Annotated in this window: 20 protein-coding genes; 8 read left to right on the forward strand and 12 right to left on the reverse strand. The window is 62.3% G+C overall.

From position 1 onward, the window contains the following. Window positions 1-207 precede the first annotated feature (207 nt). Entirely contained in the window at window positions 208-1,644 is a 1,437-nt protein-coding gene (gene glnA / locus ABIB36_RS14315; protein WP_084346663.1) for a type I glutamate--ammonia ligase, read from the reverse strand. 224 nt (window positions 1,645-1,868) lie between these two features. Here glnA and ABIB36_RS14320 point away from each other — a divergent pair, with 224 nt between their 5' ends. Continuing rightward, on the forward strand, window positions 1,869-2,339 hold the full coding sequence (locus tag ABIB36_RS14320; protein WP_084346662.1) for an RDD family protein: 471 nt from the start codon (window positions 1,869-1,871) through the stop codon (window positions 2,337-2,339). A 3-nt stretch (window positions 2,340-2,342) separates the two neighbouring features. Here the strand turns inward: ABIB36_RS14320 and ABIB36_RS14325 are convergent, their stop codons facing one another. The 5 genes from ABIB36_RS14325 to sucB form a co-directional block, all read right to left on the reverse strand. Then, on the reverse strand, window positions 2,343-3,098 hold the full coding sequence (locus tag ABIB36_RS14325) for a DUF4191 domain-containing protein (RefSeq protein ID WP_084346661.1): 756 nt from the start codon (window positions 3,096-3,098) through the stop codon (window positions 2,343-2,345). A 57-nt stretch (window positions 3,099-3,155) separates the two neighbouring features. Then, window positions 3,156-4,247 carry a lipoyl synthase gene (gene lipA, locus ABIB36_RS14330; RefSeq protein ID WP_502944937.1) on the reverse strand — a complete coding sequence of 364 codons (1,092 nt, stop codon included), beginning with the start codon at window positions 4,245-4,247 and terminating at the stop codon, window positions 3,156-3,158. Window positions 4,248-4,257: 10 nt separating this feature from the next. Next, the gene (lipB, locus tag ABIB36_RS14335; RefSeq protein WP_354562021.1) at window positions 4,258-5,040 is read right to left on the reverse strand and encodes a lipoyl(octanoyl) transferase LipB; all 783 of its coding nucleotides are present in this window, start codon (window positions 5,038-5,040) and stop codon (window positions 4,258-4,260) included. A gap of 20 nt (window positions 5,041-5,060) precedes the next feature. Further along, window positions 5,061-5,951, reverse strand: coding sequence for a TIGR01777 family oxidoreductase (locus tag ABIB36_RS14340; RefSeq protein WP_354562023.1), 891 nt, complete (start codon window positions 5,949-5,951; stop codon window positions 5,061-5,063). A 159-nt stretch (window positions 5,952-6,110) separates the two neighbouring features. Further along, window positions 6,111-7,841 carry a 2-oxoglutarate dehydrogenase, E2 component, dihydrolipoamide succinyltransferase gene (sucB, locus tag ABIB36_RS14345; protein ID WP_354562026.1) on the reverse strand — a complete coding sequence of 577 codons (1,731 nt, stop codon included), beginning with the start codon at window positions 7,839-7,841 and terminating at the stop codon, window positions 6,111-6,113. 380 nt (window positions 7,842-8,221) lie between these two features. Between sucB and ABIB36_RS14350 the strand changes: the two genes are divergently transcribed. Next, a complete protein-coding gene (locus ABIB36_RS14350) occupies window positions 8,222-8,551 on the forward strand; it encodes an oxidoreductase (RefSeq protein ID WP_084346656.1) in 330 nt (109 codons plus the stop codon). 58 nt (window positions 8,552-8,609) lie between these two features. Here the strand turns inward: ABIB36_RS14350 and ABIB36_RS14355 are convergent, their stop codons facing one another. After that, window positions 8,610-10,127, reverse strand: a complete 1,518-nt coding sequence (locus tag ABIB36_RS14355; protein WP_084346655.1) for a leucyl aminopeptidase — start codon at window positions 10,125-10,127, stop codon at window positions 8,610-8,612. 91 nt (window positions 10,128-10,218) lie between these two features. Between ABIB36_RS14355 and gcvT the strand changes: the two genes are divergently transcribed. Both gcvT and ABIB36_RS14365 read left to right on the forward strand, forming a co-directional pair. Continuing rightward, window positions 10,219-11,334 (forward strand): glycine cleavage system aminomethyltransferase GcvT, encoded by a 1,116-nt coding sequence (gcvT, locus tag ABIB36_RS14360; protein ID WP_084346654.1) that lies wholly within the window; start codon window positions 10,219-10,221, stop codon window positions 11,332-11,334. Between the two features lie 32 nt (window positions 11,335-11,366). Continuing rightward, window positions 11,367-12,470: a branched-chain amino acid aminotransferase gene (locus tag ABIB36_RS14365; RefSeq protein ID WP_084346653.1), complete on the forward strand. Its 1,104-nt coding sequence runs from the start codon at window positions 11,367-11,369 to the stop codon at window positions 12,468-12,470. A 2-nt stretch (window positions 12,471-12,472) separates the two neighbouring features. On the opposite strand, the gene ABIB36_RS14370 is transcribed toward ABIB36_RS14365, so the two are convergent. From ABIB36_RS14370 to ABIB36_RS14385, 4 genes are read right to left on the reverse strand one after another with little or no spacing between them, the layout of a single operon-like run. Further along, on the reverse strand, window positions 12,473-13,225 hold the full coding sequence (locus tag ABIB36_RS14370) for an adenosylcobinamide-GDP ribazoletransferase (RefSeq protein ID WP_084346784.1): 753 nt from the start codon (window positions 13,223-13,225) through the stop codon (window positions 12,473-12,475). A 12-nt stretch (window positions 13,226-13,237) separates the two neighbouring features. After that, window positions 13,238-14,329: a nicotinate-nucleotide--dimethylbenzimidazole phosphoribosyltransferase gene (cobT, locus tag ABIB36_RS14375; protein ID WP_084346652.1), complete on the reverse strand. Its 1,092-nt coding sequence runs from the start codon at window positions 14,327-14,329 to the stop codon at window positions 13,238-13,240. Continuing rightward, on the reverse strand, window positions 14,326-14,901 hold the full coding sequence (gene cobU / locus ABIB36_RS14380) for a bifunctional adenosylcobinamide kinase/adenosylcobinamide-phosphate guanylyltransferase (protein ID WP_084346651.1): 576 nt from the start codon (window positions 14,899-14,901) through the stop codon (window positions 14,326-14,328). Before cobU ends, cobT begins: the two co-directional genes overlap by 4 nt. A gap of 4 nt (window positions 14,902-14,905) precedes the next feature. Beyond that, entirely contained in the window at window positions 14,906-15,562 is a 657-nt protein-coding gene (locus ABIB36_RS14385; protein ID WP_354562032.1) for a DUF3043 domain-containing protein, read from the reverse strand. 126 nt (window positions 15,563-15,688) lie between these two features. Here ABIB36_RS14385 and ABIB36_RS14390 point away from each other — a divergent pair, with 126 nt between their 5' ends. The 3 genes from ABIB36_RS14390 (at window position 15,689) to ABIB36_RS14400 (ending at window position 18,286) form a co-directional block, all read left to right on the forward strand. Then, window positions 15,689-16,768, forward strand: a complete 1,080-nt coding sequence (locus tag ABIB36_RS14390; RefSeq protein WP_354562034.1) for a glycerate kinase family protein — start codon at window positions 15,689-15,691, stop codon at window positions 16,766-16,768. A gap of 66 nt (window positions 16,769-16,834) precedes the next feature. Beyond that, window positions 16,835-17,185 (forward strand): HesB/IscA family protein, encoded by a 351-nt coding sequence (locus ABIB36_RS14395; protein WP_084346648.1) that lies wholly within the window; start codon window positions 16,835-16,837, stop codon window positions 17,183-17,185. A gap of 126 nt (window positions 17,186-17,311) precedes the next feature. Further along, on the forward strand, window positions 17,312-18,286 hold the full coding sequence (locus ABIB36_RS14400; protein WP_354562266.1) for a carbohydrate kinase family protein: 975 nt from the start codon (window positions 17,312-17,314) through the stop codon (window positions 18,284-18,286). 95 nt (window positions 18,287-18,381) lie between these two features. Here ABIB36_RS14400 and asnB read toward each other — a convergent pair whose 3' ends face one another. Continuing rightward, window positions 18,382-20,307 carry an asparagine synthase (glutamine-hydrolyzing) gene (gene asnB, locus ABIB36_RS14405; protein ID WP_354562268.1) on the reverse strand — a complete coding sequence of 642 codons (1,926 nt, stop codon included), beginning with the start codon at window positions 20,305-20,307 and terminating at the stop codon, window positions 18,382-18,384. Between the two features lie 226 nt (window positions 20,308-20,533). Here asnB and ctaC point away from each other — a divergent pair, with 226 nt between their 5' ends. Further along, complete coding sequence (ctaC, locus tag ABIB36_RS14410; protein ID WP_084346781.1) at window positions 20,534-21,613, forward strand: aa3-type cytochrome oxidase subunit II; 1,080 nt, start codon at window positions 20,534-20,536, stop codon at window positions 21,611-21,613. The last annotated feature ends 13 nt before the right edge of the window (window positions 21,614-21,626 follow it).

Consider the following 21,626-nt stretch of genomic DNA (forward strand, 5'->3'; position numbering starts at 1 on the left):
ACGGTTTCTTTGGAGAATCCGTGCCAGTCTTTCTGTTCGAGAATGGCTGATGTCACCCGGATTCAAACCCGTTTCACGCAAGTCGTTACCGTGCGTACACACAACCATGCCCACGAACAGAGCCACCCGCCCTGCTCTATGGCAAGGGCGGGTGGCTCTGGTGAAGCGAACGCTACCTGTGGATCACACGTCAACGCAGAGTGTGGATCACACGTCGTAGTACAGGTTGAACTCGTACGGGTGCGGCCGCAGGTTGATCGGAGCAATTTCCTGCTCGCGCTTGAGCGAAATCCAGGTCTCGATCAGGTCCGTGGTGAAGACGCCACCCTCGGTCAGGTACTCGTGATCGGCCTCGAGGCGGTCGATGACAGTCTCCAGCGACGTCGGTGCCTGAGGAATGTTCTTGGCTTCCTCGGGCGGCAACTCGTAGAGATCCTTGTCGACCGGAGCCAGCGGCTCGATCTTGTTCTTGATCCCGTCCAGGCCGGCCATCATCTGGGCGGCGAAGTTGAGGTACGGGTTGCCCGAGGAGTCCGGTGCGCGGAATTCCGCGCGCTTGGCCTTCGGGTTGTTTCCCGTGATCGGGATTCGAACTGCGGCCGAACGGTTCCGCTGGCTGTACACGAGGTTGATGGGGGCTTCGTAGCCCGGCACCAGACGGTGGTACGAGTTGACGGTCGGGTTGGTGAACGCCAGCAGCGACGGTGCGTGATGGAGAATGCCGCCGATGTAGTGGCGAGCCAGATCCGACAGTCCGGCATATCCGGCCTCGTCGTGGAAGAGGGGCTTGCCGTCCTTCCACAGCGACTGGTGCACGTGCATGCCCGAGCCGTTGTCGCCGAAGAGGGGCTTCGGCATGAAGGTCGCCGATTTGCCGTTCTTCCAAGCGGTGTTCTTCACGATGTACTTGAACAGCTGCAAATCGTCCGCAGCAGCGAGCAGCGTATTGAACTTGTAGTTGATCTCCTGCTGGCCGCCGGTACCGACCTCGGAGTGTCCGCGCTCGAGTTCGAAGCCCGCGTTCGTGAGGTTCGTGGAGATTTCGTCGCGAAGATCGACGAAGTGGTCGTACGGAGCCACTGGGAAGTACCCGCCCTTGGCGCGGACCTTGTAACCAAGGTTGGGGCTGCCGTCGGCGTTCGTCTTCTTGCCGGTGTTCCACGAACCCGCAATGGAGTCGAGTTCGTAGTAGGCGCCATTGATGCTCGAGTCGTAATTGACCGAGTCGAAGATGTAGAACTCGGCTTCGGCGCCGAAGAACGCAGTATCCGCGATGCCGGTGGAGAGCAAGTACTCCTCTGCCTTACGTGCGACGTTGCGCGGGTCGCGGCTGTAGGACTCGCGGGTGAACGGATCGTGAACGAAGAAGTTCATATTCAACGTCTTCGCGGCCCGGAAGGGGTCGACCTGCGCCGTCGACACGTCGGGCAGAAGCATCATGTCCGATTCGTGAATCGACTGGAAGCCGCGAACGGACGAACCGTCGAACGCGAGGCCGTCTTCGAAGACATCCTGCGTGAATGCAGAAGCCGGGATCGAGAAGTGCTGCTGAATACCTGGCAGATCCGTGAAACGGATGTCGACGTATTCAATACTTTCGTCGGCGATGAATTTGATGACCTCTTCGGCCGTGCTGAACGCCACGCTGTTGCTCCTTTGTTGAGTCCGTCGACCAAACGTTATGGACCTGGTGTTGCCCGCCGGTCAAGCTTGTGTTTCGCCCGTGTTACACGTCGTTTCGATCAGTGCGTGTACTCGAGTGAGCCGCGACACTCTCTCGGCGTGCAGAAGAAAAAGAATCGTGCTCACCGCACACACTACGGTGACGGCCGATCCGGGTATTCACGTCGGCGCCTATCCTGGTGTCCATGGCACGAATGACAGGTTCTTGGTTGTCCGGACCCTCGGCTGCTCGATCCGAGGACGGAACCGAGCAGAAGTTTCCAGGAGAGCGACTCGGACTCCCAGCGGAAGGGCCCGGCGCGATAGCAGGGCTCGGCCGTCGTTCCGGCGCATTGTTGCTGGACTGGTTGATGTCGATGGGAGTGTCGGCACTGATCGTCGGCGCGACCGGGGCCGCGATCCAGGTGTCCAGCTTGACCTTGCTGGTCTGGTTCGTTCTCGGCGTCGGCTCGGTGAGTATTTTTTCGTTCACGCCAGGTCAGCTGGTCGCCGGAATTCAGGTGGCGCGGGTGGATGCGCAGGCCCGCGTCGGATTCGTGCGTGCACTGGTTCGAACGTTCTTCATCATCTTTGTCGTCCCGGCCGTGATCTCGGACCACGACGGTCGCGGTATGCACGACCGGGCGACGGGCACCGCGATGGTGCGGGTTCGCTAGCGATCAGCGACGTTTGATCGTCCGCTGAACGCCCTTCATCTTGGCGCCGCCGGGGAGCGGTCCCTTCGGCATCGCGGGACCACTCTTGGTGCCGAGTGCCGAGAGTCTGGACTCGATGGTGTCCATGCGCTTGCTGTCGATGTTCTTGGGCAGCTTCGTCAGATACTTCTGGAGACCGGACAGCGGAACCTGGTTCTCCCCGTTGCCGACGACGATGTCGTAGATCGGGGTGTCGCCGACGATCCGCGCGGTCTTCTTCTTCTCTTGGGCGAGAAGTGATTTCACACGCTGGGGCGCGCCTTCCGCGACGAGAATGATCCCGGGTTTGCCGATGACGCGGTGCACTGCGTCGAGCTGAGTCGTGCCGGCAATCGCGTTGGTCACGCGCCAGGATCCCTGCAAGTTGTCCAAAGCCCACGCAGCTGCGCCCGCCTGCCCGTCTGCCTTGGTGTACACCGACTTCTGGACTCGACGCCCGAAGATGATGAATGCCACGAGCACTCCGACGAGTAGTCCGATGGGCAGTAGGAACCACTGCAGACCGAAGATCAAGCCGATCAGAAACAGCACCAGACCGATACCGACGATGGCGCCGATCATCAGCGGCAGAAGAAGCTTGTCTTCCTTGCGCTGCATGTTGAACGCCTGCCACAACTGGCCGCGACGCTCTTTCGATGCCTGCTTACGGGCAGCTTTCGCTGCCGCTTTTGCTTCTTTGCTGGGCTTACCTGCTTTGCCCGCTTTACCGCCGTTCGCCATGCTTCACAGGATACGTGTCGGCGCTGAAGTCACGTGCATCGCTAGCCGGTTCGATGCCTAGCGAGCAGCGAGACGAGCAATCAACGAACTTGCCTCCTGAGAAGCTTCGCCACCGTCCACCAAGTGACTCATGCTCTCGGGGAGTACGCGACCGTGATGCTGCGTCGCTTGTGCGTACAGGCGCCCTGCCCGGTACGAAGAGCGGACCAGCGGCCCTGCCAGCACCCCGGCGAAACCCACCTCGGTGGCGTAATCGGAATGCTCGACGAACTCTTCGGGCTTGACCCACCGCTCCACTGGGTGGTGGCGTGGCGACGGGCGCAGGTACTGGGTAATGGTGAGAATGTCGCAGCCTGCCTCGTGCAGGTCGCGAATAGCCTCCTGTACTTCTTCCGGAGTCTCGCCCATACCGAGGATCAAGTTGGACTTGGTGACCAGGCCGTCGTCTCGAGCTGCGGTGATGACGTCCATGGATCGCTGGTAGCGGAAAGCCGGGCGGATTCGCTTGAAGATACGCGGAACCGTTTCTACATTGTGCGCAAGAACTTCCGGTCGCGAAGAGAAGACCTCGGCCAACTGATCGGGCTTGGCATTGAAGTCCGGAATCAACAATTCGACGCCGGTGTTGGGGTTCAACTTCTTGATGTAACGGACCGTTTCGGCGTACAGCCAAGCGCCGCCGTCTTCGAGGTCGTCGCGCGCCACTCCGGTGATCGTCGAGTAGCGCAGGCCCATGGCCTGAACGCTTTCCGCGACACGCCGGGGCTCGTCGCGGTCGAGGTCGTCGGGCTTGCCGGTATCGATCTGACAGAAATCGCAACGGCGAGTGCACTGTTCACCGCCGATGAGGAACGTCGCCTCACGGTCTTCCCAGCACTCGTAGATGTTGGGGCAGCCGGCCTCTTCGCAGACGGTGTGCAGACCCTCGCGCTTGACCAAACCCTTGAGTTCGGTGTACTCCGGGCCCATCTTGGCCTTGGTCTTGATCCAGTTGGGCTTACGTTCGATCGGTGTCTCCGCGTTTCGGATTTCGAGGCGAAGCAATTTGCGTCCGGGTGGGGCGAGTGGGGTGCTGGCGGTGAGCGAAGTGTCGGGGGATGACCCGAGGGACGGCGCAGCGTTCGAGGGTGTTTCTGGAGCCACAGTCACACGTTCGATGCTACGCGCCGAACTTCGTGGTGGTGAAGTGCGGGTTACTGGTGACCGACTCCAGCAAGGGGCGCGCGACGTCGTGTTCGGTCACTGGCAATCCGCCGTCCAGAGCAGCCAGAACGGCCTCGGTGACGGCGGGTTCGACGTCGTCGACAGTGACGTTTCGGCCAAGTTCCGCGGACAATGAGGTCACACCCGCGTCGGCGATCCCACAGGGCACGATCGCGTCGAAGCCGGCCATGGACGCATTGCAGTTGAGTGAGAAGCCATGCAGAGTCACACCTCGCTGAACGCGTACACCTATGGCTGCGATCTTCCGCTCCGGCAACCACGGCCCGTCATTCGAATCGTCCGCGACACTGTGTCCTGCGGCCAACCACACACCGGAGCGGCCGTCGATGCGGCCACAAGTGATACCCATCTCGGTGCATACGGAAATGAGCGCTTCTTCGATCCGGCGCACATACTTCACGACGTCGATGGGCTGTGCGAGGCGAATGATCGGGTATCCGACGAGCTGTCCCGGACCGTGCCAGGTGATCTTGCCGCCGCGATCGACCTCGATGACAGGTGCGCCGTCGCGCGGACGGTCCTCGGGGGCCGTACGCCTGCCGGCAGTGAACACCGGCGGATGCTCGAGGACAAGTAGTGTGTCGAACCCCTGCCCCTCGGCACGCATGTCGGCGAGTTCGCGCTGACGTGCCCACGCCTCGAGGTAGTCGATGCGACCGAGTCTCCGGACGTCGACCGGATCCGAACTCTCCCGTGCGGAGATTCCCGCGTTTGTCATGCCAGGCACGCTACGCCGAGTCAGCGACCGACAGCTACTCGCAGTGCCTCGCCGATCGTGTTGTGCGCAAAAACGAATCCCGTGTCTTCCAACACCTTCGGGATAGCGCGAGGTCCGGTCAGAATTGCTTCCTGGGCAAATTCGCCGATGATCGCTTTCAAGGCGAAGCCCGGTACAGCCCAGGGCGCAGGCCTATGGACGGCACGGGCCATGGCGCTGTTGAACTGCGCGTTGGTGACTGGGGCTGGCCCGACCATGTTGACCGGGCCCGATACCGACGCGTTCTCGATGCCATGAATCGTGGCCGCGATCTCGTCCTCGAGTGAGATCCACGGAAAGTACTGCCGTCCGCTGCCGAGGCGTCCGCCGAGCGCCATCAAATAGAGAGGCCTCAGCTTGTCCAGCATTCCGCCGCGTTGCGACAAGACCACGCCGCTGCGCAGCATGATGGTGCGGACTCCGCCGGAAGTAGCGGCCGAAGTCGCGTTCTCCCAGTCTCGACACACTTCCGCCAGAAACCCCTCGCCGACACGGGCCGTTTCGTCGACCACCCGGTCGCCGGTATCGCCGTAGAAGTTGATCCCACTGGCATTGACCAGTGTCGGAACCTGAAACTTTGCGCAGTTCTCCGCCAGCACCTCGGTGGGAGTTATCCGACTGTCGCGCACCTTCTGCTTGTAGGCGCCCGACCAACGCTTGTCTCCGATGCCAACCCCACAAAGGTTGACAACTGCGTCTGCACCACGCAACGCGCGATCGTTCAACGATCCCTGCGGCGGGTCCCACTCGAACTCGTCCGGACCGGCAGGTGCTCTACGAACCAATCTGGCAACCTCGTGCCCCTTGCCTCGCAACGACGCGACCAGCGCGGTACCGATCAATCCGGATGAACCCGCAATGACTACACGCATGAATTCGAAAGCCTCCTCGACAGAACCGGGGCATCATCCGCCAAGCGGATGATGCCCCGACACTGTTAGTTCGGTCCCCGTTGATTCGAGGATCGGCCGAGCGCTGAACCTTGGCTCACCTGCAGTCCACAGTACAGACTGCTCGCCTTTCGACCCGCTCTAGAGACCTAGGTCCGCTTCGAACGATGCGATCTCGAGCCGCTGCTTGATGGTGCTCAGGAAACGGCCTGCGTCCGCGCCGTCGACCAGCCGATGGTCATAGGTCAGTGGCAGGTAGCACATCGACCGGACACCGATGGACTCGTTGCCAGCGTCGTCCTTGACCACGACGGGACGCTTGACGATCGCGCCCGTGCCGAGCATGGCTGCCTGTGGCGGTACCAGGATCGGGGTATCGAACAACGCGCCCTGACTGCCGATATTGGTGATCGTGAACGTGCCACCGGACAACTCGTCGGGCTTCAGGCCACCGGATCGAGCACGAGTGGCGATGTCGTTGATCGCCCGGGCAAGACCAGCCAAGGAGAGGTCGCCCGCGTTGTGGATGACAGGGGACAGCAAGCCCTGCTCGGTGTCCACAGCGATACCGAGGTGAACCTCGGAGTGATAGGTGATCTCCTTGGCTTCTTCGTTGATGCTGGCGTTGACATTCGGGTGAGCCTTGAGGGCTTCGACAACCGCCTTCGCGAAGAACGGAAGGTACGTCAGATTGACGCCTTCGTTCTCCTGGAACTTGGCCTTGGCCTTGGCACGCAGACCTGCTACCCGGGTGACATCGACCTCGAAGGTCTGAGTCAGCTGAGCAGAGGACTGAAGAGACTCGCGTGTCTTCTTCGCTGTGATCTGGCGAATGCGGTTCATCTTCTGTGTGGTTCCGCGTAGATGCGCCAGTTCTGGTCGCACTCCGGCTGTAGCCGGTGCGGCAGGCTTCGACTCGGCGGCCGGAGCAGCAGAGGGAGCGGCCGGAGCCTTCTTCGCCTCGGCGGCTGCAAGGACGTCCTGCTTACGGACTCGTCCGCCGACGCCGGTGCCCTTGACCGTGGACAAGTCCACGTCGTTGTCCGTTGCGAGCTTACGAACCAGCGGCGTGACGTAAGGGGATGCGTCTGCGGAGGGAGCCTTCGCAGATTCCTGCTTGGGGGCTTCTTGCTTGGGGGCTTCTTGCTTGGGGGCTTCTTGCTTGGGGGCTTCCTGCTTGGGGGCTTCCTGCTTGGGGGCTTCCTGCTTGGGAGCAGGCGTTGCCGGCTCCGGAGCCTTGGCAGCAGGGGCGCCCGTGCCGATCACGGCCAACTGGCCGCCGATTTCGACAGTGTCGTCTTCTTCGGCGCTGATCTCGAGGAGCGTTCCCGCCACCGGGGAAGGAATCTCGGTGTCGACCTTGTCGGTGGACACCTCCAGCAGCGGCTCGTCCACGGCGACTTCGTCGCCTACGGCCTTCAGCCAGCGCGTGACAGTGCCTTCGGTGACCGACTCGCCCAGCTCCGGCATCTTGATCGGGGTACCAGAAGAGCTGGAGTCGGAGCTCGCGGCCGGCGCACTCTGTGCCGGTGCTTCTTCCTCGGCCTGCGGCTCCGGTTCTGCAGCAGCCACAGGTTCGGCGGCGGGCTCTTCGGCAGCGGGCTCGGGCTCGGAGGAAGACCCGGAAGCCTCGCCGGCTTCGCCGATCTGAGCGAGCTCGGCGCCGATTTCGACGGTGTCGTCTTCCTGTGCCACGATCTTCGTCAGAACACCAGCAGCGGGGGACGGGATTTCGGTGTCGACCTTGTCGGTGGACACTTCGAGCAACGGCTCGTCGACCTCGACGGTGTCGCCCTCCTGTTTGAGCCACCTGGTGACAGTTCCCTCGGTGACGCTCTCACCAAGAGCTGGCATCTGGACGGAGAAGGCCATGTCTGTTGACTCCTCGACAGTTGTGTGCGGGTAATTTAGTTCTTACGACTTGTGGTCGTAGACCATTGTGCTGGCGTTGCAAGGTTCGCGGACGATACTTGCGTTAATTGCGATCTTCGGCGCTGTCTGTGTCCGCGCCGAATCGAAGAAAACGTCTTTCCACGATCCACGGACTTTTACTGCAGACACGTAGACGCCCTTTCGACGAGACCGGAAATCGTTCTCTACAACGAGAGAGTTGAACCCTCTATCTTCATCCTTCCATCCTTGGAGTTCCCACGTTCCCCGAGGGGCCGCCCTCGCACTGGCAAACTCATGAGTAACAAGGCTTGTGCGAACGCGAAGGTCGATCTTCACGCACCCAAGACAGGAGTGGTTCAGTGAGTTTGTTCGATCGCCTCACTCGACGCAGTGGCAAAGGTAGAGGCCCCCGAGAGGGGTCGGTAGCGCAGTATCTCGCGGACTGGACGGCGGCGAGAATCGGCGTCGAAGCATTCGTGGAGCCGAAGACGACAGTGACTCCTGTCACTGTCGTTCTGGTGGCAAACGATGGTGAGTGGACACGGCGCGTCGTGGATGAGAAACACATCAGAAAGCTTGGACCCGACCTGAAGATCCCCGTCTACGACGTCCGAAAGACGGGCTATCCCCAGCGGATGCGAGATCACGATGCTCGACAGAAAATTATCGAGCGCAGGGCTACCGAATAGCGGTACTGATCCGAGCGCCCCCCGGACGCACTCGAATCAACCACATGGTGTGACGCGTCTAACCGTTCTCGACGATGTCTTCGAGAACGGCGAACATCGTGCGGACCGGTACTCCGGTTCCGCCCTTGCCGATGTAGCCGAACGGGCCGCCGGTGTTGAATGCCGGACCGGCGACGTCGATATGCGCCCACTGAACGCCGTCCGCCACGAACTCCTTCAGGAACAATGCCGCAGCCAGCATTCCGCCCGCGCGTCCGTTGGTGACGTTGGCGAGATCGGCGACTCTCGAGTCCAACTCGCGTCGAATTTCACCTGGGAGCGGCATGGCCCAAGCGTCTTCGCCCACAGCCTGCGAAATCTCGGCGACGCGGTCGCGGAACTCGTCGGTGCCCATGACTCCCGGCGTCCGGTTGCCGAGTGCAACGACCTGCGCGCCCGTCAGCGTTGCGGTATCGATCAGGTAGTCGGGATCGTCTTCGCACGCACGCACGATGGCGTCGGCGAGTACCAGTCGTCCTTCGGCGTCGGTGTTGATGACCTCGACCGTGATGCCGCCGTACTGCGTCAGTACGTCGCCCGGCCGTTGTGCAGTGCCGGACGGCATGTTCTCCGCCATGGGAACCGTGGCGACGACGTCGAGTTCGAGACCCACCTTGGCAGCGAGAATCACCGTCGCGATCACGGCCGCAGCACCGGCCATGTCAGAGGTCATGTTTTCCATGCCGGCAGCAGGCTTGATCGAGATGCCGCCGGTGTCGAAAGTGATTCCCTTTCCGACCAACGCCACCTTCTTGGACTTACGTTTACCACCGGAATGCGTCAGACGCACCAACCTGGGCAGACGTGAAGAACCCTTGCCGACGCCGTGGATTCCGCCGTAGCCGCCCTTCTCCAAGGCCTTGTCGTCGAGAATTTCGACACTCAGTCCGACGTCGGTGCCCAGTGCCTTCGCGCGTGCGGCGAACTCCTCCGGGTACAGGTGGCTGGGTGGGGTGTTCACGAAGTCGCGGGCGATCGCGACTGACTCCGCAATGGCAACGGAACGGGTCAGCTCGTCCTTGGCCTCACGTGCGCGGGGGTCGGCGACGAGCAGTTCGACGCGCCCGAGGGGCCCGGCTTCCGGAGTAGGTGCCGACAGTGCAGATCTGAACTCGGTGAAGGTATAGGCACCGAGGAAGAAACCTTCTGCCGCAGCGCCCAAGTCGAGGGCGGAGAGCGTCGTCGCCGCGATCGCAGTACCCGACAGCGCGCGAGCTGCAGTACCGGCGGACCGGCGGATGCGTTCGATGTCGATGTCGGCCGACTTACCCAGCCCGACTGCGAGGACACTCGTCACGTCCAGCGCTGCGGGGGCGGGAATGCGGGTGATCTCGTCAGCCTTGCCTGTTGCACCGACAGCCTCGAAGGCATCGAGCAACTCGGCGGCGAGCGCATCTCCGGAGATGTCGTCGGTGATGACGAGTTCCAGTCCGTCTTCACTTGTACTGAGTGCGACGACGAGAACGTCGACATCTTTTCCGAGGCGGCCGGCCAGCGCCAGCTCGGGTCCGAGAGTGCGGGGTGAAGTCGATGGCACGTGGCAGCTCCTGAAGTATTGATTGTTCCCGGTCGTACACGATCGTAGTGACTCGGGCCCGACGGGCGGCCGTCCGCTAGCGTTGGCCGCTATGAGTGCAGAAGAACTTGCTCGCGGACCCGTACACGCCGTCCACGTCGAACTGGGAGCGACGTTCGCGCCTTTCGGCGGATGGGAAATGCCAGTCTCCTACGTTGGTGTCGTAGCGGAGCACAAGGCAGTCCGTGCCTCCGTCGGCGTCTTCGACGTCAGTCATCTCGGAAAGGCGTCGGTCGATGGACCCGGTGCGGCGGACTTCGTCAACTCCACGCTGACCAACGACCTCACCCGAGTGGGCCCAGGGAAGGCGCAATACACGTTGTGTTGCAACACGTCCGGGGGAGTGGTGGACGATTTGATCGCCTACTTCGTCTCGCCCGAAGAGGTGTTCCTGATTCCGAACGCCGCCAACACCGCGTCGGTCGTCGCCGCGTTGACCGCCGAGGCTCCCGAAGGCGTCGTCGTTCGCGACCAGCATCGCGATTTCGGCGTGTTCGCGGTGCAAGGGCCAGATTCTCGCGCTGTGGTCGAGCAGTTGGGTCTCCCAGTGGATTTGGAGTACATGGCTTTCGTCGACGCGCAGTGGTCCGACGCCGAAGGCAACGAGGTGCCGGTGCGCGTGTGCCGCACGGGTTACACCGGTGAGCACGGATACGAACTGGTCTGCTCGTGGAACGACGCCGAGGCACTCTTCCGTGCCCTCGTCGACGTCGTGAAGCTTTCCGACGGTCAGGTAGCAGGCCTCGGCGCGCGAGATACCTTGCGTACCGAGATGGGTTATCCACTCCACGGACATGAGCTCTCGCTGGACATCTCGCCGCTTCAAGCCCGATGTGGTTGGGCGATCGGATGGAAGAAGGACCGATTCTGGGGCAGGGACGCTCTGCTGGCAGAAAAGGCGGCGGGTCCGGCGCGAGTCCTCCGTGGCGTCAAGGCTCTCGACCGCGGGGTACTGCGGCAGGGACAGAACGTCGTGGCGGACGGCGGCGTGGTCGGCGTCACGACGTCAGGGACGTTCTCGCCCACGCTCGGGGTCGGAATTGCGCTTGCACTAGTAGACGCCACAGCGGGGGTGGAGCCGGGTGACATCGTCGAGGTCGATGTCCGTGGCCGCGCACTGCGATGTGAGATCGTCGCCCCGCCTTTCGTTGCAGCGAATACCAAGTGAGCGGGCTTCGACGCGTTCGATAAGCTCAGTGCATGACAGGCGTTCCCGAATTCACCCGTGTGCAGCATCCTTCTCCGGCTCCTTCGGAGGTCAGAGAAGCAGTATTGGCGGCGCCCGGGTTCGGGAAGTTCTTCACCGATCACATGGCAGTGATCGACTACACCTCGGAGAAGGGCTGGTACGGCGCGACCATCGCGCCGTACGGCCCGATCGAGTTGGATCCGGCTGCGATGGTCCTGCACTACGGACAGGCGATTTTTGAAGGGTTGAAAGTTTACCGTCAGCCCAACGGCGATCTCTCCTCGTTCCGCGTCGATTCCAACGCCGAGCGGTTCAAATCCTCGGCGAGGCGGTTGGCGATGCCGGAGCTTCCCACGGAGCTGTTCACCTCCTCGATCGAGGAGTTGCTTGCCGTGGATCGCGAGTGGATCCCGGCGGCCGGTGGCGAGGACGCCCTCTACCTTCGTCCATTCATGTTCTCTACCGAGGCAGGGCTCGGTGTCCGGCCCGCGGACGCGTACCGGTACATGCTCATTGCTTCACCTGCTGGGGCGTACTTCCCTCGTGGTGTTAAACCGGTCAGCGTGTGGCTGTCGACCGAGTACGTACGCGCCGCTCCCGGTGGTACCGGAGCCGCCAAATTTGCCGGCAACTACGCGGCATCGCTGCTTGCGCAGGCGCAGGCCAGCGATCAGGGCTGTGACCAGGTTGTCTGGCTGGACGCGATCGAGCGCCGCTTCGTCGAGGAAATGGGTGGCATGAACCTGTTCTTCGTCTTCGGCTCCGGTTCCGACGCCCGTTTGGTCACGCCCTCGCTCTCCGGGTCCTTGCTCCCGGGAATTACCCGCGATTCACTCCTGGCGTTGGCGACCGACTCCGGAATCCCGGTGGAAGAGCGACGCATCTCGACCGATGAGTGGCAGAAGAAAGCGGAGTCCGGTGACATCACCGAGGTATTCGCCTGCGGAACCGCGGCAGTCATCACTCCCGTCGGCAGCGTCAAGTCAGCGGACGGTGCGTTCACGATCGCCGACGGAGAACCGGGCAACATCACTCTCGCCCTGCGCGATACCTTGACCGGCATTCAGCGCGGCACGTTCGCCGACACTCATGGGTGGATGACCAAGCTCGGCTGAGTTCAGGATCCGATCAGCAAACCCACGACAGTGAGGGTTGTGGTTATTTCCAGAGCTGCGCCCAGCACGTCGCCGCTGAGACCACCGAACCGTCGGACACAGTGGCGCACGAGAACAACGCCGATCGCCAACACTGCTGCGACGACTACGGGGCCTTGCCACCAGCGGCCGTCCACGCTTCCGGCCGCTGCGACAAGCGCTGCGGCACACCAGAGACCGACCACTATGCGGCTTTGGGTACCGGCAACGAGTGCTCCGAACCCGTGGTCGACGGCTGGAAGCGTCCCGCCTCTGCACGCGATGACGACGGCGACACGACCGACCGCAACGGCCAAGGCTATCGAGTAGAAAGCCTGCTGCTCCGCCAGCAGACCGAAGCCGGCAGCCTGGATTGCGAGGGTGAGGACGAGTGCGGCGACTCCGAACGGCCCGGCGCTTCCACTCTGCATGACTTCACGAGCTCGTTCGGGCGGTCCGTAGCAACCGAGACCGTCTGCCGTATCGGCCAGGCCGTCGATATGCATGCCGCGTGTCAGCAGGGCAAGCGCGCCGACGCCGAGCAGTCCGCCGAGCAGTCCACCGAGCGAGAGTGCGTCCGCACACCACACCGCGCCTGCCGCGAACATGCCGAGCAACAATCCGACGACAGGGGCTGACGACATGGCTTTGCGGGCATCATCCCGGTCTATGTGGTTCGGCCCCCGCACTGGAAGGACAGTCAACCAGGACAGGGCCAGGCGAGGGCCCACCCATATCGAATGCACTTCTCAGGCCTCGGACGGCGCTTCGGGCTTGGCGGCTCGGGTGCTCACACCTGCATCTGCAAAAGTCGACATGTCCTTCAGCGCGGCGATGGCCGCGTGCACCAAAGGTAGTGCGGCGAGAGCGCCCGAGCCCTCGCCGAGTCGCATGTCGAGCTCGAGTAGGGGTTCGATTCTCAAGTGACGCAATGCAATCGAGTGAGCAGGTTCGGACGAGCGATGGCCGGCGATCCACCATTCACGTGCCCCTCGCGCCGACTCCTCCGCAACCAACGCGGCCGCCGTGACGACGAGCCCATCGAGAATGACAGGCGTACGACGGTGTGCAGCTTGGGCGAGGAACCCTGCCATGGCGGCAAGATCGGCGCCACCGGCAACGCGAAGCAGCGCAACGGAATCCTTCACGACCGGACGGGCACGCCGCATCGCATCCCGAATCGCCGCCGTCTTGCGGATCCACCCGGCATCGTCGACGCCGGTGCCGCGACCTACTGCGGCCACCGGTTCGGTGTCGGTGATTACTGCGATCAATGTCGTTGCCGGAGTAGTGTTTCCGATTCCCATGTCACCGGCGATCAGCAGGTCTGCACCGCCGTCGATTTCCTCGTCCGCGATTGCGCGACCGGCCTCGATCGCAGCCCGAACCTCGGACTCCGACAACGCATCCTCACGATCGATCGAACCGCTCGACCTTCGGACCTTGTACCGGCTGATCGTGGTGTCCGTATCCGAGTCGACAGCGATATCGACGACACGGACCGTTGCGCCCGCCCCTGCGGCCAGTGCATTGACCGCAGCGCCACCGGCCGCGATATTGGCCACCATCTGAATGGTCACCTCGGCGGGATAGGCCGAAACCCCGTGGGCCGCAACACCGTGATCACCGGCAAACACAACGACCCGAGGTCGGACCAGCGCGTGGGGCGGACACTGATCTTGGCACGCCGAAATCCACTCACCGATCTCTTCGAGTCGACCGAGACTGCCGGCAGGTTTGGTCAACGACTTCTGTCGTTCCGACGCCGCAGAGCGGGCCTGCGGCGACGGCGGAGTGACCGGACGCAACGGCGTCGAGTTCTCGGTTGTTTCGGACGTCACGGTTGCTGCTCAGCCTTTCGGAAAGGTGGAACCCCGGCACACTTGAGTGCGAGGGGAAGGCCCGCCACGACGAGTACGACGTCGTCACAGACCTCGGCCAGCCGGGAATTGAGTACGCCGATCTCGTCTTGGAACAGTCTGCCCGCCCGAGTGTGGGGGATTACGGACAACCCCACTTCGGGAGTGACCAGCAAAAGGGTGCCCGTGCACTGCGCAACGGCGTCGACGAGCGCGTCGATCTCCGCCGCGATCGTGCCGCGCGGGCTGTCCCAGGCTGACCGGTCGTCGATGGTGTGGGTCAGCCAGGTGCCGAGATCGTCGACGAGCGTGACACCCGGTGTCTCGTCGACGATCAGCTGGGGCAGGTTCGTGGTCGCTTCCACGGTCGTCCACGTGGCCGGCCGTCGAACTCGATGTTCTTCTATCCGCGCGTCCCAATCGGCATCACCGGGGCGTCTTCGGCCGGTTGCCACGTATCTGACCGGTCCTGTCGCAGCCGCGAGGTGTTCGGCGTGGCTGGACTTGCCCGATCGCGCGCCACCGAGCAGCAGTGTGCGCTTGGGCAGCGTCATGGTGTCAGACAGCTGCGCCGCGGTTGACGCGAGGCGCCGGGGCGCGCATCTTGCGGATTTGCGAAGCACGAACGAACGCGTACCACCCGAGCTTGAATCCACCGTCGGTGGTGTCGGGGAAGCGAGCACGAACGCGATTGTTGATCTGGCGGCCGATGAAGATTCCCTCGCCGACCATGAACAGCATCATCACGAACATCGCCAGCGTGACATACGCCTGAACGGCCGGATCGAGGAAGAGCGCGAAGATCAACAGAAGCGCAAGCGGCATGAACAAACCGACCAGATTCCGGCGCGCATCTACGAGATCACGGGCGTATGCCCGAACGGGGCCCTTGTCCCGCGGAAGTAGAAATTTGTCCTCACCGGCGAGCATCCGCGCGCGGCGGTCGGCCGAGGAGGCCCGGCGCTCCTCGGATGCCTTCTTGCGGTCGACTTTGGTTCCCTTGTTCGCCTTGCGACGCTCGCGGGCCTCTTTGCTCGTCATCGGCGGTGGCGCGACCGGACCGCGGCGTCGGGCTTCGGCCTCACGCCGTTTCGGCGTGGGGCGACCTTTGCCGACGATCTCGTTCGGCGGCGACACATCCGTCGCTGCCGACTCGACCGAGGCCGAATCGTGCTTGTCCGAATTGTCAGAGTTTCCGCGGCGTAGCAACTTCACTCACCCAGGCTATGGGATGGAAGCGAATAGGTGAACATCGGCCACACCAACTTGCGTCCGCGAAGGCTCCTCGAGCACGGCGGCCTCGACATGCCGCATCTCCACTGTCGACCTAGACTTTCGACGATGCGAGTGATGATTGCGCCCGATTCGTTCGGCAACACACTGAGCGCGAACGAGGCGGCCGACGCAATCGCTAGAGGTTGGCGACTCGGACGTCCGGGGGACGAGCTCGTGTTGGCGCCACAATCGGACGGCGGTCCGGGATTCGTCGACGTGTTGGCCGTCGGTCGTGGCGAAGTGCGCGAACTCGACGTGGACGGACCACTCGGGAAGCGGGTCAGGGCGCGGTGGCTGCTCGACGGCCGGACAGCGTTCATCGAAGCCGCACAGGCGTGTGGATTGAGTCTCCTCGATGGTCCACCGACCACTCGCAGTGCATTGCGGGCAAGTAGCGACGGCGTCGGCCAGCTGATCGTTGCTGCTCTGGGTGTCGACGGCATCGAGAGGGTGTTCGTCGGTCTCGGCGGCAGTAGTTGTACCGACGGCGGACGGGGGATGGTCCGTGCACTCGGTGGACTGGCCGATGCCGTCGCACGACTGCAGTCGGTCGAACTGGTCGCTGCCACCGACGTCGAGAACCCGTTACTGGGCGAGCACGGCGCAGCGCATGTCTTCGGGCCACAGAAAGGCGCGGATGCCGCGATGGTCGATGTTCTCGAAGAGCTCAACCGCGAATGGGCCGTGAAGTTGGAACGCGAGGCTGGAGCCGACGTCGCAGAGCTGCCGGGTGCGGGTGCTGCTGGAGGCATCGGTGCGGCACTGTTTGCGTTGGGCGGGCGGCGTGAGTCCGGCGCGGCCGTGGTGGCCGAACTCACCGACCAGGCAGATCTACTGGCGTCGGTCGATCTCGTCATCACCGGTGAAGGCAAATTCGACAGTCAGTCCCTTCGGGGCAAGCTCGTCACCGAACTTGCATCCGCAGGCGCGCGATCCGGAGCGCCGACGATAGTCCTTGCAGGTCAGATAGCTCTAGAGACCGCACAGTGGGAAGCAGCAGGTCTTTCTGGAGCGTATTCCGTAGCCGAGTTCGCCGGTTCCGTGGCCAAGGCGATGACCGATGCCGGGCCACAACTCGAGCTTTTGGCCGAGTACGCAGCACAACAGGTCGATCAAGGTACTGGAGCATTACGCGGCGGGCTGTGAGGAATACCTGTGCGCGGAGTACGGTTGAGTCGTTCACGGGTTGAGTACGACTGATAGGGAGAGCCCATGACCGTCTCGAACGAAACCATCACGCACAAGGTCACGATGACTGAAGCTGCATCATCGAAGGCCAAGGCGCTGCTGGACCAAGAAGGACGCGACGACCTCGCGCTGCGCGTTGCTGTGCAGCCCGGTGGTTGTGCGGGCCTGCGCTATCAGCTCTTCTTCGACGATCGCAGCCTCGACGGCGACCTCGCAGTGGACTTCAACGGAGTCACGCTGGCTGTCGACCGGATGAGCGCTCCGTACGTCGAGGGTGCATCCATCGACTTCGTGGACACCATCGAGAAGCAGGGCTTCACGATCGACAATCCGAACGCAACGGGCTCATGTGCCTGCGGCGATTCGTTCAACTGATCTGAATCATCAACTCTGACCGGTACTGCATTTGCCAGTACCGGTCAGAGTTGTGTTCGCACCAAGTTCGGGGCGCCGCGCACTAGCATGGATCTCGCTCCGACCACCATCGAAAGGCTCAAGCACGTGACTCTCGCGGTATCGGGATCGATAGCCACCGATCATCTGATGCGGTTCCCGGGCAAGTTCGCCGAGCAGTTGGTTGCAGACCAGCTCTCCAATATCTCGCTGAGCTTCCTCGTCGACGATCTGGTCATCAGAAAAGGTGGAGTCGGCGGCAACATTGCCTATGCCCTGGGTGTGTTGGGTGGATCCCCGCTCCTGGTGGGTGCTGTCGGGCCGGACTTCGGTGAGTATCGGTCTTGGCTGGAGTCCAACGGAGTCGATTGCACCGCGGTACGCGTGTCGGCGACAGCTCACACTGCGCGCTTCGTCTGCACCACTGACGTGGACATGGCTCAGATTGCGTCGTTCTACCCGGGTGCGATGAGTGAAGCGCGTGAAATCTCGATCGAGGAACTGTCCGCAGGACGAACGTTGGAATTGGTATTGGTAGGCGCCAACGATCCTGACGCGATGATCGCCCACACTCAGCAGTGCCGAGCGCTGAACATTCCTTTCGCGGCAGATCCGTCGCAGCAACTCGCGCGTCTGACCGGTCAACAAGCGGTCGGTCTCATCGAGGGTGCGGCGTATCTCTTCACCAACGAATACGAGTGGGGACTGCTGCGTCAGAAGTCGGGCCTGTCGGAGACGGAGATCGCGGCCAAGGTCGGCATCCGGGTCACGACGCTAGGCAAGTCCGGCGTCGAGATCGTCACTCCCGACGGCGTGCGCACGCACGTGGACGTGGTTCCCGAGACCAGCAAAGTGGATCCGACCGGAGTGGGCGACGGCTTCCGGGCCGGCTTCCTCATGGCCCATCTCGCCGGCGCTTCCGTCGAGCGGGCAGCACAGCTGGGTTCCTATGTCGCGGTCCTCGTCCTCGAGACCACCGGCACTCAAGAGTGGACTTTCGTTCGAGATGACGCACTCAAGCGTCTGAGTTCGGCCTACGGAGCTACCGCGGCCGAGCAGATCGGAGCGCTGCTCCCGGCTTAGCCTGGCGTTCATCGCAAAGAAAGGGACCGTCACAACCGTCTACACGGTTGTGACGGTCCCTTTCTGTCATCCAGCGGAACCTGTGTCCGGAAAGATCAGATTTCGACCGGGTAGGTCGGCTCGCTGATCTTCGGAACGATGCGCTTTTCCACGAAAATCCCATGCCAGATCATGAAGATGAGAACGGTCCACAGACGACGACTGTGATCGGACTTGCCGTCGCGATGCTCGTTCAGCATTGCGGTGACCGCAGCCTTGTTCAGGATGTGATCCGTTTCGGACTCGGCGATCTGTTGGTGCGCCCAGTCGAACAATTCGGGACCCCGAAGCCAATGGCGAAGCGGAACAGGGAATCCCAGCTTCGCGCGGTTGAGGACATGCCCCGGGACGATGCCCTCCAACGACTTGCGCAGTGCGTACTTCGTCGTGTCCTTGGTGATCTTCTGGTCGAGAGGCAACCTCTCGGCGACGGCAAAAACCTCGGAGTCCAGGAATGGGACGCGCAACTCCAGCGAGTTGGCCATCGTGATCTTGTCGGCCTTTACCAGGATGTCGCCACGTAGCCAAGTGAACAGATCCAGATGCTGCATACGCGCAACCGGATCCCAGCCTCGAGTCTGCGCGTAGATCGGTGCCGTCACATCGGTGTGGGTCCACTCCGGACGGAAATCCCGCAGAACTGCGCGGAGCTGAGCGTCGCCGAAGCTTCGGGCATTCCCGTAATAACGATCCTCGAGCGTCATGGATCCGCGATGAAGCAAACTCTTGCCGCGCGTACCGTCGGGGATCTTGTCGCTGAGGGCTCCTGCGGCGCGACGCAATCCGCGTGGAAGATAATCGAAAGGCTTGAGGGACAGTGGCTCTCGATAGATGGTGTAGCCACCGAACAATTCGTCCGCGCCCTCACCGGAGAGTACGACCTTCACATGCTTGCGGGCTTCCTTGGCCACGAAGTAGAGCGGCACCAGTGCGGGATCGGCCACCGGATCGTCGAGGTACCAGACGATCTCGGGAATCGACGATGCAAACTCTTCTGGCCCGACGACCTTCACGACGTGTTTGGCACCGATCGCCGCAGCAGACTCGGCGGCGACGTCTACCTCGGAATAGCCGTCGCGCTCGAATCCGGTGGTGAAGGTGATCAGATTCGGATTGTGGCGTATCGCCAGTGCTGCGATCGCTGTCGAGTCGATCCCGCCGGACAGGAACGCGCCGACCGTGACATCCGCGCGCATGTGCTTGGCAACGGAATCCTCGAGTGCGTCGGTGATCTCCTGATACCTCGCCGTCTCCGAACCGGCTACGAACGGCTTCACCGGGAACTTCGGAGTGAAGTAACGAGTGATCTTCGGCTGTGTGCCGGGGGAGAAGGCAGCCGAGCAACCCGATTCGAGTCGCCGGATCTCTCGATGCAACGTCTCGGGCTCCGGAACGTATTGAAGAACGGTGTAGTGCTGGATCGCTCGCGGGTCGAGTTCGGTACCGATACCGATCAGATCGGTCAGTTCGAGAAGGCTCTTCTTCTCGCTCCCGAACGCAGTACCGCCTGGCCCGGTTGCGATGAACAGTGGCTTGATGCCGAACGGATCTCTGGCCAGGAACATCTCGCGAGTCTCGGTGTCCCAGATTGCGAAGGCGAACATTCCTCGCAATCGGCGCAGCGCATCGTGACCCCAGTAGTGGAATGCTGCGACGATCGACTCGCCGTCGCCCTCGGTGAAGAAGACAGCGTCGTGCTCGCGCGTCAACTCCTCACGTAGTTCCAGGTAGTTGTAGATCTCCCCGTTGAACGTCATCGCATAGCGCGTCGGATTGTCGGCGGGTCCCCAGCGAAGTGGCTGATGCGAATGCTCGATATCGATGATCGACAGTCGGTTGAATCCGAAAACTACGTCTTCGTCGTGCCAAGTGCCAGGTTCGTCAGGCCCGCGGTGACGCATGCAATGCATGGCGGAACCGACGAGGTCGACTCCTGCGTCGTCCGTGCCGGCCGACGTGAGCAGGCCTAGTAGTCCACACACAGAGTCCACTACCTCTTTTCCAATTAGGGATCGGTTCAACCGACACTCGCCCGACGGGGTCGGTAGTCGTAAGGCGAGCGCCCGGGTCCGAGTATGCCGCAGACGCGACGCGCTCGAAGGTAGCGACCCAACAGTGGTCTTGCGGCAGCTTTGGTCTACGCTGCGTAGTACTAGGGCAACTCCATGTGGAGGCCCTTATTCTTCAGTGGTGGGCGATCAGGAAGGCGTGAACGTGGCGCAGAGTCGGATCCTTCGGCGAGCCGGGCTGACAACAGTTCTTGGCTTAGCCGCTGTGCTGTTGTCGGGTTGTTCCATCGACAGTGAAGTTTTGCGCTTCGGTTTTCCGTCGGGCATCACTCCACAGAGCACACGTATTCGTGAATTGTGGACTTGGTCCGTGGTCGCGGCACTTGTCATGGGCATCATCGTCTGGGCATTGATCTTTTGGGTGGTCATCTTCCACCGTAAGAAGAAGGACTCTCCGGAGTTCCCTCGGCAGACGGCGTACAACGTGCCATTGGAGCTGTTCTACACAGCCGTGCCGTTCGTCATCATCGCCGTGCTCTTCTACTTCACCGTGGTCGTGCAGAACTACGTCGGTGACAAGCAGTCCGATCCCGACGTCACCGTCGACGTGACCGCATTCCAGTGGAACTGGAAGTTCGGATACCAGACCATCGACCTCAAGGACGGCGTCGTCAAGTACGAGGGCACCGACCTCGAGGCGCAGGCGGCCGCGGAAGCTGCAGCCTCCCCGCCCGAGGGCGAAGCTCAAGGCAGTGAAGACGGCGAGATCGTTCCGGGAGCCATCCACGGTGTGAGCCCACAGGATCTGTCGTACCTGCACTACAACAAGATCGAGACAGTCGGCACCAGCGACGAGATCCCTGTTCTCGTGCTTCCGACCGGCAAGCGTATCGAATTCGTACTGGCCTCGTCCGATGTCATTCACGGCTTCTGGGTCCCCGAGTTCCTGTTCAAGCGCGACGTGATGCCGAACCCGAAGGAAAACCACTCCGATAACGTCTTCCAGATCTCTGAGATCGAACGAGAAGGCTCCTTCGTCGGTCGATGCACCGAAATGTGCGGCACTTATCACGCCATGATGAACTTCGAAGTTCGTGCGGTATCCCCGGACGACTTCCAGCAGTACATCGAGTCGCGTAAGCCGAAGAGCGAAGGCGGCAAGGCTTTGACGAACGCGCAGGCGCTGGAGGCAATCGGGCAGTCGCCGGTCTCCACCAGCACCATCCCGTTCACGACCGACCGTACGCAGAAGTCTGAATCCGTTGCTGACGGCAACTGACCAAGGAAGAATG

Origin of the sequence: Rhodococcus sp. UYP9 (assembly GCF_040547235.1) — a bacterium.
In the GTDB taxonomy this organism is placed as follows: domain Bacteria; phylum Actinomycetota; class Actinomycetes; order Mycobacteriales; family Mycobacteriaceae; genus Rhodococcoides.

Bases quoted from the DNA above. Each gene is read 5' to 3' on its own strand.
- ABIB36_RS14320 (WP_084346662.1), top strand. From the start codon at position 1,869: ATGGCACGAATGACAGGTTCTTGGTTGTCCGGACCCTCGGCTGCTCGA.
- ABIB36_RS14325 (WP_084346661.1), bottom strand. From the start codon at position 3,098: ATGGCGAACGGCGGTAAAGCGGGCAAAGCAGGTAAGCCCAGCAAAGAA.
- lipB (WP_354562021.1), bottom strand. From the start codon at position 5,040: ATGACAAACGCGGGAATCTCCGCACGGGAGAGTTCGGATCCGGTCGAC.
- ABIB36_RS14340 (WP_354562023.1), bottom strand. From the start codon at position 5,951: ATGCGTGTAGTCATTGCGGGTTCATCCGGATTGATCGGTACCGCGCTG.
- sucB (WP_354562026.1), bottom strand. From the start codon at position 7,841: ATGGCCTTCTCCGTCCAGATGCCAGCTCTTGGTGAGAGCGTCACCGAG.
- gcvT (WP_084346654.1), top strand. From the start codon at position 10,219: ATGAGTGCAGAAGAACTTGCTCGCGGACCCGTACACGCCGTCCACGTC.
- ABIB36_RS14365 (WP_084346653.1), top strand. From the start codon at position 11,367: ATGACAGGCGTTCCCGAATTCACCCGTGTGCAGCATCCTTCTCCGGCT.
- cobU (WP_084346651.1), bottom strand. From the start codon at position 14,901: ATGACGCTGCCCAAGCGCACACTGCTGCTCGGTGGCGCGCGATCGGGC.
- ABIB36_RS14390 (WP_354562034.1), top strand. From the start codon at position 15,689: ATGCGAGTGATGATTGCGCCCGATTCGTTCGGCAACACACTGAGCGCG.
- ABIB36_RS14395 (WP_084346648.1), top strand. From the start codon at position 16,835: ATGACCGTCTCGAACGAAACCATCACGCACAAGGTCACGATGACTGAA.